The sequence below is a fragment of the Aurantibacter sp. genome (assembly GCF_042094015.1).
Taxonomy (GTDB): Bacteria; Bacteroidota; Bacteroidia; order Flavobacteriales; family Flavobacteriaceae; genus Aurantibacter.
In genome coordinates this window covers 13,841-28,402 of record NZ_JBELDZ010000004.1, presented here as the reverse complement: position 1 = coordinate 28,402, position 14,562 = coordinate 13,841, and the positions used below count along the sequence as shown (strand labels likewise).

Annotated in this window: 16 protein-coding genes; 13 read left to right on the top strand and 3 right to left on the bottom strand. The window is 29.7% G+C overall.

The genetic code is table 11. The features are described 5' to 3' along the window. The 5 genes from ACFDSN_RS01280 to ACFDSN_RS01260 form a co-directional block, all read left to right on the top strand. A partial coding sequence (locus tag ACFDSN_RS01280; protein ID WP_375238010.1) for a carboxypeptidase-like regulatory domain-containing protein occupies positions 1-846 on the top strand: 846 nt, incomplete at its 5' end. A gap of 13 nt (positions 847-859) precedes the next feature. Next, entirely contained in the window at positions 860-1,249 is a 390-nt protein-coding gene (locus tag ACFDSN_RS01275; RefSeq protein ID WP_375238009.1) for an acyl-CoA thioesterase, read from the top strand. Between the two features lie 57 nt (positions 1,250-1,306). Continuing rightward, positions 1,307-2,854 (top strand): hypothetical protein, encoded by a 1,548-nt coding sequence (locus ACFDSN_RS01270; protein ID WP_375238008.1) that lies wholly within the window; start codon positions 1,307-1,309, stop codon positions 2,852-2,854. Between the two features lie 110 nt (positions 2,855-2,964). Continuing rightward, positions 2,965-3,462 carry a hypothetical protein gene (locus tag ACFDSN_RS01265; protein WP_375238007.1) on the top strand — a complete coding sequence of 166 codons (498 nt, stop codon included), beginning with the start codon at positions 2,965-2,967 and terminating at the stop codon, positions 3,460-3,462. A gap of 440 nt (positions 3,463-3,902) precedes the next feature. Further along, the gene (locus ACFDSN_RS01260; protein ID WP_375238006.1) at positions 3,903-4,478 is read left to right on the top strand and encodes a hypothetical protein; all 576 of its coding nucleotides are present in this window, start codon (positions 3,903-3,905) and stop codon (positions 4,476-4,478) included. Positions 4,479-4,566: 88 nt separating this feature from the next. Here ACFDSN_RS01260 and ACFDSN_RS01255 read toward each other — a convergent pair whose 3' ends face one another. Next, on the bottom strand, positions 4,567-6,228 hold the full coding sequence (locus ACFDSN_RS01255) for a SulP family inorganic anion transporter (RefSeq protein WP_375238005.1): 1,662 nt from the start codon (positions 6,226-6,228) through the stop codon (positions 4,567-4,569). A 98-nt stretch (positions 6,229-6,326) separates the two neighbouring features. Here ACFDSN_RS01255 and ACFDSN_RS01250 point away from each other — a divergent pair, with 98 nt between their 5' ends. The 5 genes from ACFDSN_RS01250 to ACFDSN_RS01230 all read left to right on the top strand — a co-directional run bounded on the left by ACFDSN_RS01250 (position 6,327) and on the right by ACFDSN_RS01230 (position 11,532). Then, on the top strand, positions 6,327-8,075 hold the full coding sequence (locus tag ACFDSN_RS01250) for a M14 family metallopeptidase (protein ID WP_375238004.1): 1,749 nt from the start codon (positions 6,327-6,329) through the stop codon (positions 8,073-8,075). Positions 8,076-8,084: 9 nt separating this feature from the next. Beyond that, complete coding sequence (locus tag ACFDSN_RS01245) at positions 8,085-8,411, top strand: VF530 family DNA-binding protein (protein WP_375238003.1); 327 nt, start codon at positions 8,085-8,087, stop codon at positions 8,409-8,411. A gap of 55 nt (positions 8,412-8,466) precedes the next feature. Further along, complete coding sequence (locus ACFDSN_RS01240) at positions 8,467-10,077, top strand: tetratricopeptide repeat protein (protein WP_375238002.1); 1,611 nt, start codon at positions 8,467-8,469, stop codon at positions 10,075-10,077. Positions 10,078-10,175: 98 nt separating this feature from the next. After that, the gene (locus tag ACFDSN_RS01235; protein WP_375238001.1) at positions 10,176-10,673 is read left to right on the top strand and encodes a hypothetical protein; all 498 of its coding nucleotides are present in this window, start codon (positions 10,176-10,178) and stop codon (positions 10,671-10,673) included. A gap of 118 nt (positions 10,674-10,791) precedes the next feature. Then, positions 10,792-11,532, top strand: a complete 741-nt coding sequence (locus ACFDSN_RS01230; RefSeq protein WP_375238000.1) for a fibrobacter succinogenes major paralogous domain-containing protein — start codon at positions 10,792-10,794, stop codon at positions 11,530-11,532. Between the two features lie 72 nt (positions 11,533-11,604). On the opposite strand, the gene ACFDSN_RS01225 is transcribed toward ACFDSN_RS01230, so the two are convergent. Continuing rightward, positions 11,605-12,186 (bottom strand): NUDIX hydrolase, encoded by a 582-nt coding sequence (locus ACFDSN_RS01225; protein ID WP_375237999.1) that lies wholly within the window; start codon positions 12,184-12,186, stop codon positions 11,605-11,607. A 119-nt stretch (positions 12,187-12,305) separates the two neighbouring features. Between ACFDSN_RS01225 and pyrE the strand changes: the two genes are divergently transcribed. Beyond that, positions 12,306-12,950 carry an orotate phosphoribosyltransferase gene (gene pyrE, locus ACFDSN_RS01220; protein WP_375237998.1) on the top strand — a complete coding sequence of 215 codons (645 nt, stop codon included), beginning with the start codon at positions 12,306-12,308 and terminating at the stop codon, positions 12,948-12,950. Positions 12,951-12,972: 22 nt separating this feature from the next. Continuing rightward, positions 12,973-13,365 carry an SRPBCC family protein gene (locus tag ACFDSN_RS01215; RefSeq protein ID WP_375237997.1) on the top strand — a complete coding sequence of 131 codons (393 nt, stop codon included), beginning with the start codon at positions 12,973-12,975 and terminating at the stop codon, positions 13,363-13,365. Here ACFDSN_RS01215 and ACFDSN_RS01210 read toward each other — a convergent pair. Further along, positions 13,362-14,093: a biotin--[acetyl-CoA-carboxylase] ligase gene (locus ACFDSN_RS01210; RefSeq protein ID WP_375237996.1), complete on the bottom strand. Its 732-nt coding sequence runs from the start codon at positions 14,091-14,093 to the stop codon at positions 13,362-13,364. The genes ACFDSN_RS01215 and ACFDSN_RS01210 overlap by 4 nt on opposite strands. Positions 14,094-14,190: 97 nt before the next feature. Here ACFDSN_RS01210 and rsfS point away from each other — a divergent pair, with 97 nt between their 5' ends. Then, positions 14,191-14,562: a ribosome silencing factor gene (rsfS, locus tag ACFDSN_RS01205; RefSeq protein ID WP_375237995.1), complete on the top strand. Its 372-nt coding sequence runs from the start codon at positions 14,191-14,193 to the stop codon at positions 14,560-14,562.

Here is a 14,562-nt window from a genome sequence, read left to right as displayed (position 1 = left end):
AACAAAACTATTATGAGAACAGAACTAAATATAAGTATTCCAGAACCTTGCCATGAAAATTGGGATAAAATGTTGCCTAACCAAAAGGGTAGACATTGCCAAGTTTGCGAAAAAACCGTTGTAGATTTCACTTCTAAAACAGACGAGTCTATTGTTAAGTACTTTTTAAAGCATAACAATATTTGTGGTCGTTTTAAAAACCAACAACTAAATAGACCTGTTGTTTTAAGCAGAAAAAGTAAAAATAACTATTGGTCTTTCTTAGCTTCTGGTTTATTTGGCTTTTTAAGTTTAGTACCACAAGATTCTAAAGCACAAACTCCTACAGAAATAATACAAACAGATTCTGTTAAAAACCCGACTATTAAAGGAAAAATTGCACATTCAATTTTAAATACAAAAACTATTTCAGGAACTGTTTTAGACGAAAATGGCTTACCATTACCAATTGCATCAATTTTAGTTAAAGGAACACAAAATGGAACCTCTACAGATTTTGATGGAAATTATACGCTTAAAGCAAAGAAAGGAGATACTTTAATTATTAGTTATGTTGGATATAGTAATAAAGAAATTATAATTAATGATTCTAATACTTATAGCAATAATTTAATTTTAGATAGTGAAATTGGAGAGATAACCATTACAGCTGGCGGAGCAATTTTATCTTGCTATATTGATGGTTATGAATACAAACCAACTCCAGAAGAAATAAAAGAACAAAAACATTTAGATAGTATTGCAAAACGCAACAATAAGGTTTTCTACAAACAGAAATTATTAAATTATATAGAAGCAAGTCAACAAAGACGTTTAGAAAAAAAGGCTAAAAGAAAAAAACTATAATTACTTTTGTTTTATGGAAAGCTACACAACCCAAATTACCGTAAAACAAGAACATTTAGACCAATTACATCATGTAAACAACATACAATATGTGTCTTGGGTTCAAGATATTGCAATTACACATTGGGAAAAAGCAATTACAGAACATATTAGAAATTCTTACTTTTGGGTACTACTCCAACATTCCATTTCGTATAAAAAACCAGCTTTTTTGAATGATGTTATTGAAGTTAAAACATTTATAAAATCTGCAAAAGGTGTTAGATCAATTAGATGTGTAGAATTTTATAATTCAGAAACACAAACGCTTCTAGCTACATCGGATACAACATGGTGTTTATTTAATAAAGAAAATAAAAAACCAACTAGAATTACAGAAGACATATTAAATTGCTTTAATTAATACAATATAACCTGCGCTAAAAAGTTATATTTGTGTAATAACAATTGAATTTTAGCAATGAAACGTTTTATATACTTCACACTTACCTTTGCAATCCTTTTATTATGGAGTTCTTGTCGTAAAGATTTTGAATTTATTCCAAGTAACGGAAACCTAGGCTTCTCTAAAGATACAGTCTATTTAGATACTATTTTCGCAAATATTGGATCAAGTACTTACAACTTAAAAGTATATAATAATAGTTCCGAAGACATTTCTATTCCAAACGTAAGTTTAGAGAATGGCGTAAATTCTGGATACAGACTAAATGTAGATGGACAAGCAGGTAAAAGCTTCAGTAATGTTGAAATTCTAGCAAAAGACAGTTTGTTTATTTTTGTTGAAACTACGTTTGATGAAAATCAAACTCCTTTACCTGCTAACGAGTTTTTATACACAGATAGAATTCTATTTGATTCTGGAACATTGCAACAAGATGTAGATTTGGTTACTCTTGTAAAAGATGCAGTTTTAATTTTTCCTGATAGAGATATAGACAATATTGTAGAAACACTAAGTATTAATTTAAATGGTGAAACTATAGAAACCAATATTCAAGGTCGAGAATTAGAAGCTTCAGAGTTAACATTTACAAACCAAAAACCATACGTTATTTATGGTTATGCTGCAGTTCCAAACGGACAAACCTTAACTATAGATGCAGGAGCTAGAGTTCATTTTCATGAAAACTCAGGAATTTTAGTAAATGAGAATGCAACACTAAATGTAAATGGATCATTTAGCACAGATCAAGAAACTTTAGATAACGAAGTTATTTTTGAAAGCGATAGATTAGAGCCTATTTACGAAAATGTTCCTGGACAATGGGGAACTATTTGGCTGTCGGAAAATAGTGTAAATAACACTATAAATTACGCAACCATTAAAAACGCAACAATTGGTGTTTTAAGTGATGAAAATCCAAATCCAACAACAGATAAATTAACCATTACTAATACACAAATTTATAACTCAAGTACTTTTGGTATTTTAGGAAGAAGAACATCTATTACTGCAAATAATTTAGTGATTAATAATTCTGGTCAAGCATCTTTTGCTGCTACTTTTGGAGGAAAATATAACGTTACGCATAGTACTATTGTAAACTATTGGTCTAATAGCTTTAGACAGTTTCCGGCATTATTAATAAATAATTTTAGAGAAACAGCAAACGCCATTGAAATAACAGATTTAACCGAAGCTAACTTTAGCAACTGTATTATTTACGGAAACGATGATACCGAATTTTTATTAGATGAATTTGAAGATCCTGCAGTAGTATTTAATTTTAAATTCACTAATTGCTTAACCCGTTTTCCAGTAAATAATCCTAATTTTTCTGGTGATAATTACACCTATACTGATAACACAAAATACGATGGTGTGATTTTTAACCAAGATCCTTTGTTTTTAGATTCTTCTAATAACCAATTAATTATTAATAGCACATCTCCAGCAGTAAATCAAGGAAATACAACTTTTGCAATACAAGTTCCTAACGATATTTTAAATAACGATAGAACTCTAAGTCCAGATTTAGGTGCTTATCAAAATGATACGTTTTAAATAAAAACTATAAACTAAAAGTAATAACAAACTTACTATAACCTGAGTTATTTACGGGATATCGGTGATAAAAGTTGTTATATAACACGTTGTAGGTAATTTAAGAAACCGTGATAGTACGAAAGGAAATAAAAGATGACAATGAACTGTATTTGTATTTCAATGGAAAGTTGATTTACAAAAGATGGCTGAATTTAGGTTACGGAAAAGTTTTTGATACGCACGCTTTCGGAAAATACACGGATTATAGTATTACTGATTTTGACCTTGAAGAAACACCTGAATTAGTTCACGTAAAAGCGAAACTAACTCTCGTTCCAACAGAAGAAGGCGGAAGAAAAACTGGAATTGCAAGTGGATATCGTCCAAATCACGTTTTCGAATATCAACCTAACGGACAATTTAAATATGCGTATATGGGTGATATTCAATTCGAGAAAGACGATTCGATATTGCCTGGAGAAACTGAAGAAGTTTTAGTTCGGTTTTTATCAAGACAACCGATTGATGAATATATGGATATCGGACGAAAATGGTGGATTCACGAAGGAGCAAGAAAAATTGGAGAAGCAGAAATATTAGGAATTGAATTTCCAAAAACTGAATGAAAAAGTTATTTAAGTACATAAAGCTTCTAATTTTACTCGTTCTGATTAATCAAATAGTCATTTTGATTTGTAACGATTCAATTCGAAAAGGATGGTGGAAAATCAATAGCGAAAATCGACTGAATGAACACGATGTTCTCGAATTTGACACAAATCTGAATTGGAATGTTATTTCGGAAAAAGGAGAGAAAATCGGAATTGTACAATTATATGTTGGAAAAAAAATATTGATTTCCAATCTGACCTTGACAGAATGGTATTGGTATGAAAATAAGGGATAAAAACTACCTACAACATCATGTATAATTCATTGCTAGTACACGCCTACTTACGAAAATCCTAGCGGATTTCTATTTGGTTTGTATTTGCTAAATTAGTTGCTGAAACACGCAACGAAATCATACACAATACCGTTAGAAAACACTCTTAGAATGAAAGAAATGAATCTAAAAAAAGTATTTGAACTTGTTCTTAGACAATGCGTTTTTATCATTTTAAACATTTATGCTATTTCAAAAATAGTTGGCGGACAATTTTATATGAATGGTAGGTTGCCTAGCAAAATTGCTAATACAACATTAGGAGAAGCAAGCGAATTTTCATTGGCTTGGACATTTATGGGACATTCTTATTTTTATATTCTATTTATAGGCTTTACTCAACTACTTGGCGCTTGGTTTTTATTATGGAATAAAACAAAGCTAATTGGAATATTAATATTGATTCCAATAATGGTAAACATAATAATATTTGATATTATTTTTCTAGATGTTTATCCAGCTTTGGCTAACGCAATTATTGTTTTTTTAATGTTATTATTAATCTTATTTTTCAATAAGGAGACAATTAAAGAAACTTACAAAAGATTAATTAACTCTCCGATAAATTACAAAGTTCCATTAAAAAGAAGACTTATCATTTTTGGAATTACAGTTCTAATTATTGTTTTAATTTTCACATTTGATTCTTTTATTGAGAATTGGTTTGGAGCAAGCAAAGAGAAAATAATAGAATAACTAACCAAAACAAAAGGATACAACTATACAAAAAGCCTCAAAATTGAATTTCAATTTTGAGGCTTTTTGATTCTAAACTATATAAAATCTAAAATTTATACTCTCCAAGTGGTTTTGGAAAATCCTCTGGATTAGCAGCTAAGTGGTAACGCGGATCGTCTATATCATTTACTATAACTTGTTTAAATTTTGGATTTGCTTTATATAATAAAGCTTTACAATCTTCGCTTAAATGTTTAAGTGCAATTTTTTTACCTTCAGTTTCGTATTTTTCAACTAAAATAGAAATCGCTTCTAAAGCAGAATGGTCGCTTATTCTAGATTCTACAAAGTCTATTTCAATACTTTCTGGATCATTTTTTACATCAAACTTATCATTAAAAGCTTGTATACTTCCAAAAAACAATGGTCCCCAAATTTCGTAAACCTTAGTTCCATCTTCTTTAAAACGTTTTCTTGCTCTAATTTTCTTAGCATTTTCCCAAGCAAAAACTAAAGCCGAAATAATAACACCAATAAATACAGCTACGGCTAAATCTACAAAAACAGTAACTAAAGAAACTGTTATTAAAACCACCGCATCCGACATTGGTATTTTCTTTAAAATTCTAAAACTAGACCAAGCAAAAGTTTCTATAACCATCATAAACATTACACCAACTAAAGCTGCAATTGGGACCATTTCTATTAACTGATCTGCAAAAAGAATAAAAGACAATAAAGTAACTGCCATCATAACTCCAGATAATCGTCCTCTTCCACCAGCATTAACGTTAATTACAGTTTGACCAATCATTCCGCATCCACCAGTTCCACCAAATAAACCAGAAACAATATTTCCAGCACCTTGCGCTACACATTCTCTATTTCCGTTTCCTCTAGTTTCAGTTATTTCATCTACTAAATTCATAGTCATTAAAGACTCTATTAATCCAACCGAAGCTGCTAAAAATGCAGGTAATGCAATAAACTTTAATGTGTCAAAATTGAATGGTAACTTTTCCCAAAGTTCTAGGTTTGGTGTTGGAAACTCTCCTTTTAAACCTGTTCCTCCACCTTCAATTATATAAGAACCAACAGTAGAAACATCTATATTAAAACCAATAACAATAAGACTTGTTATTAAAATAGCTGTTAATGCTGCAGGTAGTTTTTTAGTGATTTTTGGTAAACCCCAAATTATTACCATAGTCAATAACACTAAACCAATCATTATATATAATTCCGAACCTTGCATATAACTACTTACGTATTCTTTAACGCCAGCAGGAGAAATCTCTAAAGATTTATGCGAAAACATTTTTACCTGAGCAATAAAAATAACTATAGATAAACCGTTTACAAACCCCATCATTACTGGATGCGGAATTAAACGGACAAAGCGTCCTAATTTAAAAACACCTGCAAGAACTTGTATTAATCCCATTAAGACTACACAAGCCATTAAATAGAAAAAGCCCATATTTTCTATAGGAACATCTAACAACATTCCTTTGGTATGTCCATCGGCAATCATTGTTACAAAAATAACAGCAACTGCACCAGCTGCACCAGAAATTAACCCAGGTCTACCACCAAAAATAGCTGTAATTAATCCAATTATAAAAGCACCAGATAATGCCATTAAAGGATCTATTTGAGCTACAAATGCAAATGCAACCACTTCTGGAATCATTGCTAAAGAAACGGTTATTCCTGCTAACACATCATCTTTTGCGTTTGGAACTATTTTTCGGATAAATTCTGTCATAACACCTAATTTTGAAGCTGCAAAAGTACGCTTAATTAGTAGATACACAAATGGATATACTATATTTGTTACTTATCCTAAATACTAAATTGTTTTAGATGAAAAAAAGCATTCTTATTCTACTAATTATAGCAACTTCTTGTAAAAAAGAAATAACTAAAACTACTCCTGATTTTGATTTCACAACTGTTTTCGAAAAAAGCAATGGTTTAGAAACTGCTACTTACCAAGAAACAATAACGTTTTACAAGCAGTTAGCAAAAGTTTACACTGAAATAACAATAGATTCTATCGGCACTACAGATTCTGGAAAACCATTACATTATATTAGTTTAAATCCTAAAACTGAATCTAAGGAAAATATTTCTCTATTAATAAACAATGGAATTCATCCAGGAGAATCTGATGGAATAGATGCAACTATGATGCTTTTTAGGGATATTGCCCAAGGTAAAATAGAAGCTCCAAAACACACAAAATTAGTAACTATACCAATTTATAATGTTGGAGGCAGTTTAAACAGAAACACCTCTACAAGAACAAATCAAAACGGACCAAAATCTTATGGTTTTAGGGGTAATGCTAGGAATTATGATTTAAATCGTGACTTTATAAAATGTGATACTGAAAATGCAAAAAGTTTCACAAAACTATTTCATTTAATAAAACCAGATCTTTTTATAGATAACCACGTTAGTAATGGTGCAAATTACCAATACACGTTAACCCATTTATTTACACAGCATAATAAATTAGGCGGACAACAAGGCGCATATTTACAAAATATTTTAATGCCAACTTTAGAGGAGAAATTACAACAAAAAGATTGGGATATTACACCTTATGTTAACGTATTTAACCAAGTTCCAGAAAACGGATTTACACAATTCATGGATTATCCACGTTATTCTACTGGTTATACCACATTGTTTAATACACTTGGCTTAATGGTAGAAACGCATATGCTAAAACCATACAAGCAACGCGTTTTAGGAACTTATGAATTAATGAAAAGTATGATTGAAATTTCTGAAACTGATTATTTGGAAATTGCCGCCTTAAAACAGAAACAAACTAATTATTTTAAAACTGCTAAAAACTACACTTTAGATTGGCAAGTAGATACTACAAAAAACACAACACTACAATTTAAAGGTTTTGAAGGCGAATTTATTCCAAGTAAAATAACAGGACAAAACAGACTTAAATTTGATACTAAAAAACCATTTACAAAACCTGTAACTTATAATAATCACTTTAAACCTAAGCTAGAAATTACAATACCTAAAGCCTACATTATTCCTAAAGGTTGGCATAAAGCTATTTCATTACTAAAACTAAATAACATCGAACTAAAACCGCTAGAAAAAGACAGTGTAATTAACGTTGAGGCTTATAAAATTAAAACTTACGACACCAGAAAATCACCATATGAAGGTCATTACCAGCATTACAATACCACAATTAGCACATCTAATAAAACCATTACATTTGTTAAAGGCGATTATATTCTAGACACTAATCAAACTGGAATTCGCTATTTATTAGAAACCTTAGAGCCACAAGCGCCAGATTCGTTTTTTAATTGGAATTTCTTTGATACTATCTTACAACAAAAAGAAGGCTTTTCGCCTTATGTTTGGGAAGACAAAGCTTTAGAGTTAATTAATAAAAACCCAGATTTAAAAGCAGAATTTGAAGCTAAAAAAGCAACAGATATTAAGTTTTCTAAAAATTGGTATACACAATTAGAATGGCTTCATAAACATAGTCCTAATTACGAAAAAGCTCATTTGATTTATCCTATATTTAGGATTCAAAAACAAACGCTATCAAAAGAAAAATAGTATTCAATAATGGTCATAAAAAATAACACTAATAACGAACCAATTGATAATCAAAAAGAGCCAGATAATTCTTTAGACACAAAACCTAAAAGAATTAGAAGACAAGCCACAGAAGAAGAATTAAATCATCCATTACATCGTGTAAAATTAAAACCACTTCTAGAACGCTTAGTAGAACATTATGGTTGGGAATATTTAGGAGAACGCACTAATATTAGATGTTTTATGTACAACCCTACAATGAAATCTAGTATTGGCTTTTTAAGAAAAACAACCTGGGCAAGAGAGTTTGTTGAGGATATTTATATTGAAATGGTAGAAAATAAGTCGTCATAAATTAATACCTTAGATAAGCCTAATTATATATCAATATAACAACTAAACATTAATTATGTTAAAGAAATACGCTTCAATTCTTATCTTAATTATTATAAACTTTTGTTCACCCAACAAAAGCTATTCTCAAAACAATATCGATTCATTAAAATCTGTATGGAAAAACCCTAAAGCATTAAGTTCTGATAGATTCCAAGCTATAATGGCTTATTACCGAAAAAATACACATGCAAAACCAGATTCCACCTTAGTCATAGCAGATTACCACATAGAATTAGCTAAACAAAAAAATGCAAAAAGAGAAATAGCTAATGCTTTAAACGAGAAATCTTATGCCTACTATTTAAAAGGAGATACTAAACAATCTATGGTAGAGTTAAATAAAACTATTGAAATCTATAAAGATTTAGACGACTCTAATGCTTTGGCAACCATTTACGGTAATATGGGAAATATTTATGGTGAGGAACGCAAATATCAAGAAGCAGTTAGGTACTTTAGTAAAACATTAGAGATTTTTCAAGAAAATGGTATCGTAAAGGGAGAAGCAAGAATGTTAAATAACTTAGGTCTAATTCATTTTAAGTTAGAAAACAACGACATAGCTCTAAATTATTTAGAAAAATCCTTAGCAATTAATAAAAGTATTGGATTAAGAAAAAGAACAGGAACAACTCAATCTCATATTGGTTCTGTTTATTATAATCAAAAAAAATATAATAATGCAATTACTAAAGCCAAAGAAGCATTAATTATTTTACTTGAAAATAACGATCAATTTTCTACTGCAGATTGTTATTATCTTTTAGCAAAATCTCATTTAAAACTAAATCAAACCGACAAAGCTTTAGACTATATCTATAAATGCTTAGAAATAGATAAAACGATTCAAAACAAATCTAAACTTATACAACACTTAACCTTTAAAGCAGGTTTAGACCTAGATACTAATTTAGATAGCGCTACAAAAAAAGCAGAAGAAATCTTATCATTAATTAATAAGGATACAAAAAATGAACTAAAAGTAAATTTGTATTATTTATTATATAGATGTTATAAAGCTAAAAACAACTACAATGCATCTCTTACAATGCACGAAAAATATGTAATATATAATGATAGTCTTAATACAGAAAAAAACAACATAGTTATTATTAAAGATGCCATCCAAAAAGAATTTGATGATAAACTCTATCAAACCAAACTAAAAAACAAAGAAAAACAAGATCAACTAAAGTCAAATCACTCCAAAAAAACTTATGGAATTATTATCTTTAGTCTTGCCTTAATTGCATTAATTTTATTCTTTACAAGAAGAAAAAGCTTAGCCAATAGAAAAAAGAGAACCCAATTACTTGAAGAATTAGAACGTTTAAAAACCAGAGAAAGCTCTAATATCGCTGCTAGTTCTAATAAATTTGAATTAGTTAAAAATAAAATAGAGGCCTCTATTAACCAGGAATTAAACAAAACAGATTGGACCGTTCTTAATATTTTACTAGACGACCCAGTAATTCCAAATAAACAAATAGCAGAAAAGGCATTTATGAGTATAGATGGTATTGGATCAAGTCTAAGACGAATGTATATTACATTTAATATTAAAGAATCTAAATACAAAAAAATATCTTTACTTATGGAAGCTATAAAAATATCCAACAATTAATTATTTCTCATTTTTAGTAATGAAATTAACATTTTCACGTATAGACGTGATGTTATTTTATCAAAGATTTATTTAATTTGAGTAACAAAAAAAAAGCTATGAAAAACTTACTACTTATTTTATTACTTGCATTTTCTTTTACGAGTTGCGAAAAAGACGATTCTATCGAACCACAACAATTAGACAATACTAAAGTTGTTGGAACATGGCAATTATATATTGATGAAAGATTAGAATCTGTTATAGATGAATGGACAGGAACAGAATGGACATACAAAAATATATGGTACCAAAATGTAAGAGAAGATTCTGATATCATATTAGAATTTAAATCTGACGGGACCTTTTTAGACAGATATGCAGATGTTGTAACTTCTAATGGCACTTGGGGTAAATTAGCAGATGGACGCTATTATTTTGATTACGATCAAGAAAGCACAAACGGAAACGATGCACTCACACAAAGAAGATTTATAACAGTGTATTGCGACAATACCTATTCATTAGAGATCGATGGAAACGACAGAGCAATAGATTACTACAGAATAATTGGATCGACAGAATGTGGTAGTTTAATTACTTATAATGTTGAATAATTATTAAATTGTAATATGTAATTCTATTAAAACTGACTTGTTAAAATTACAGGTCAGTTTGTTTTAATTTTAACGCAACTATTAACAAATTAATACATCTTATAAAAAATCTATTTATATGAAAAAAATTATACAATTACCATTATACATTTTTATTTCCTTTTTATTTGTTAATTGCTCTAACGATGATGTTGACACAATTACATTAGGCACAGAAACAGTTACAGATGCAGATGGAAACACATATTCAACTGTTAAAATTGGAAACCAAATTTGGATGGCAGAAAACTTAAAAACCACAAAATATAATGATGGAACTCCAATTACAGAATACACTTTTGCTCTATTTGGAAACGATTGGATGAACCTAAACAATCAAGATCCTTTTTATCAATGGGCAGACACATCAGATTTGAACAATGATTTTGATGAAGAACTACCATTTGATTACTACGGAGGAATGTATAATCATTTCGCCATCGAAACAGGGAATTTAGCTCCAGAAGGTTGGCGCATTCCTACTGTTGAAGATTTTGAAGAACTGGAAGATTATTTAACAAACCAAGGACACACAGGAGAAGAAGCAACAGTATTAAAATCAACTTCAGGCTGGTCTTCAACTTCCGGAAACGGAACAAATATTTATGGTTTTAATGGTTTACCAAATGGATATGTAAATGCTTTTGGTGGGCCAACTTTAGCCGCTGGAACTTCTACTTGGGCAACATCAGAAGTTAGCTCTGGCAGTATAGGCTCTCAAACAAGGGTTAATGTTTCATTGTTTGATAGTGGATCTATTAATTATGATGCCTCTGCAATTCAAATTGGAGCAGCTATTAGATGTATTAAAATTCAATAATAATTCATTTTACTAAAAAAGTGTTGTAATAAATTCTATACAACACTTTTTTTTATACACAAAATTAGATTGTTAAATTAACAACTTAATATTGGCGTAACTATTTTCTAAAGCTTTTTTAGAAGCCATCTCATTTAACCATTCTACTTTTGTAATACCTTCACTTTCTTGTGGAAAAAGACGACCTTCAAAAGTGGTTTCCATAGTAAACCAATGGGTTATCTTAAGTTTAATTTTTCCATTACGCTTAAAAATATGATATGTTATTGGCAATACATTTATAATTTTTAAATCTTTCACTCCAGTTTCCTCTATAACTTCTCTAATAGCAGTCTGCTCAATAGTCTCCTTTTTTTCTGCTTTACCTTTGGGTAAATCCCATTTGTTATTTCTAAAAATAAATAAAATTTCGCCTTTAGAGTTATATACTTTTCCTCCTCCAGCAATAACATTAGGAAGTTTTTTACAAAAATGTTTTAATAAAGTTTCTTCGTTATGATGTATTAATCGCACATAAGCATAACGCTTTTTCGCTAAAGTATCTAAGACTGTTTCTATAGAAACATCTTTTAATAAGAAATTTTTAAAATCAGTTTCTTTTTCAACTTTCGTTGTTAAAAAGATCGGCTTATCATTTACGAATATTTTAATCACTTATAGAGGTCTAAAAAATTACAAGTATAAAAATAATTAAAAAAACAACACTCATAGATAATTTAAAGAAATTCAATCTTAAAATAGTTAAAATTTAAATTAAAATGTAGTTTTGCACTATGACACTAGATAAAAACAGTTCAAAACAGACCGCAAAAGTTTTATTGCAAGTAAACGCTATAAAATTACAACCAACAGATCCATTTACTTGGGCAAGTGGCTGGAAATCGCCTATTTATTGTGACAATCGTATTGTATTATCTTTTCCAATTATTCGCAATTACATTCGTGAACAAATGGCTAAGTTTATAGAAGAAGAATACGGAAAACCAGATGTTATTGCTGGTGTTGCTACTGGCGCTATAGGTATTGGCATGTTAGTGGCAGAATATTTAGGTTTACCTTTTATATATGTAAGACCGGAAGCAAAAAAACACGGAAGACAAAACCAAATTGAAGGTTTTGTAAAAAGTGGACAAAACGTAGTAGTTATAGAAGATTTAATAAGTACTGGAAAAAGTAGTCTTGCTGCAGTTGAAGCTCTAAGAGCTGCAGACTTAAACGTAAAAGGAATGGTTGCTATTTTTAGCTATGGATTTGATGTTGCTAAAGATAATTTTGAAACAGCAAACGTAAAGTTAAATACAATGAGTAACTATGAAGCTTTATTAGAAGAAGCTTTAGAAACCAATTATATTACAAAAGAACAATTAGACACATTAGCTATTTGGAATGAAAACCCAAGTAAATGGAACGCTAATTGATATCTATAAAAAAAATACAATTATGAATTTAGAATCTCCAAAAGTAACTATAGACAAGTCTGCACAAGACACGTTTACTTTTTTAAATAATGTTGAAAATTTTAAGGCGTTAATGCCAGAAAACATTAGTAAGTTTGAAGTTTTAGATCAGGATAAATTCTTGTTTGCTTTAAAAGGAATGCCAGAAATTGTACTTAAACGCAAAGAGGTTACAGAACCTTCTCAAATTGTTTTAGGCGCTGCTGGTAAATTAGATTTTTCTCTTACAGCTAACATAATAGAACTTGAAGCATCAAAATCAGAAGTTCAATTAACTTTTTCTGGAGAATTTAATGCAATGATGGCAATGATGATAAAAGGACCAATATCTAAGTTTATTGAGACTTTAGCTACCAATATGCCTAAAGCTATTTAGTATAGTAAAGTTATTTCTTTTAAATCAAAGGTTTTCAAATTATCGTCTTCAAAAAGGACTTTTAGTAAACCTTGTTTAGAAATCCCTTTAATAATTCCAACACATAAATCACCTTCGGCAGTTTTAAATGTCGAAGGTTTTTCTTTTCTAAAAAGTAATTCTTCATAAGCTACTAAAAGCTCATCAAACTTCTCGGCTTCCAACCAATTAAAGTAATATTTAAGCGATTCAATTATAGAATGTAAAAGTTCATCTAAATCATAATCCAATCCAGTTAGTTTTTTTAACGATGATGCCTTAGGAAACTTATTAAAATCTAACTGATTTACATTTAAACCTATTCCCAAAATAGCAGAATCTATATTGTTAGATTTAATGGCAGTTTCTACTAAAACACCGCAAATCTTTTTTTGCTCTGCCAATATGTCGTTAGGCCACTTCACAAATAAATGTTTTAATTCATAAGAATATAACGCTTTATGAATAGCTAAAGCAACAACAACATTTAATAAAAATTGATTCTTAACATCTAAATTCAAATTACGTTTAAACACACTAAAAGTTAGATTCTTACCTGTCTCAGAAATCCAAGAACTTCCCATTTGTCCTTTACCTCTAGTTTGCGATTTAGTAGTAATAATTAAATAATCTTTGCATATTTGATCTAAAGTAAGCGCACGCAAATAGTCATTAGTAGAATGAGTGGCATTAAGTTTGATTATACGCATAAAAAAGAATTATCTTTGCAAACTGAAATCTTTATGATTTTTTTTAGATTCTACAGAAGCTAAATATAATAACTTTGCCAAACACTACAAGATATACATGATTAAAAAAAACACAAATTCTGATGCATTAATTGCAACTATACTAAGTGGTATAGAAGATGTAAAAGGGAAAGAAATTGTTTTATTAGATTTAAGAGAACTTGAAAATACAGTTTGCGACTATTTTATTATTTGCGAAGGAAGCTCTAATACGCAAGTTAATGCTATTGTTGGTGCTGTAGGAAAAAAAGTAAGCAAAGAACTTAAAGATAAACCTTGGCATATTGAAGGGGAAGATAATGGTGAGTGGATTTTAATGGACTACGTAAATGTAGTAGTTCATGTGTTCCAAAAACAGGTTCGAGAATATTACGATATTGAAGGATTATGGGGAGACGCCAAAATAACTCAGATTGAAACAAATTATTAA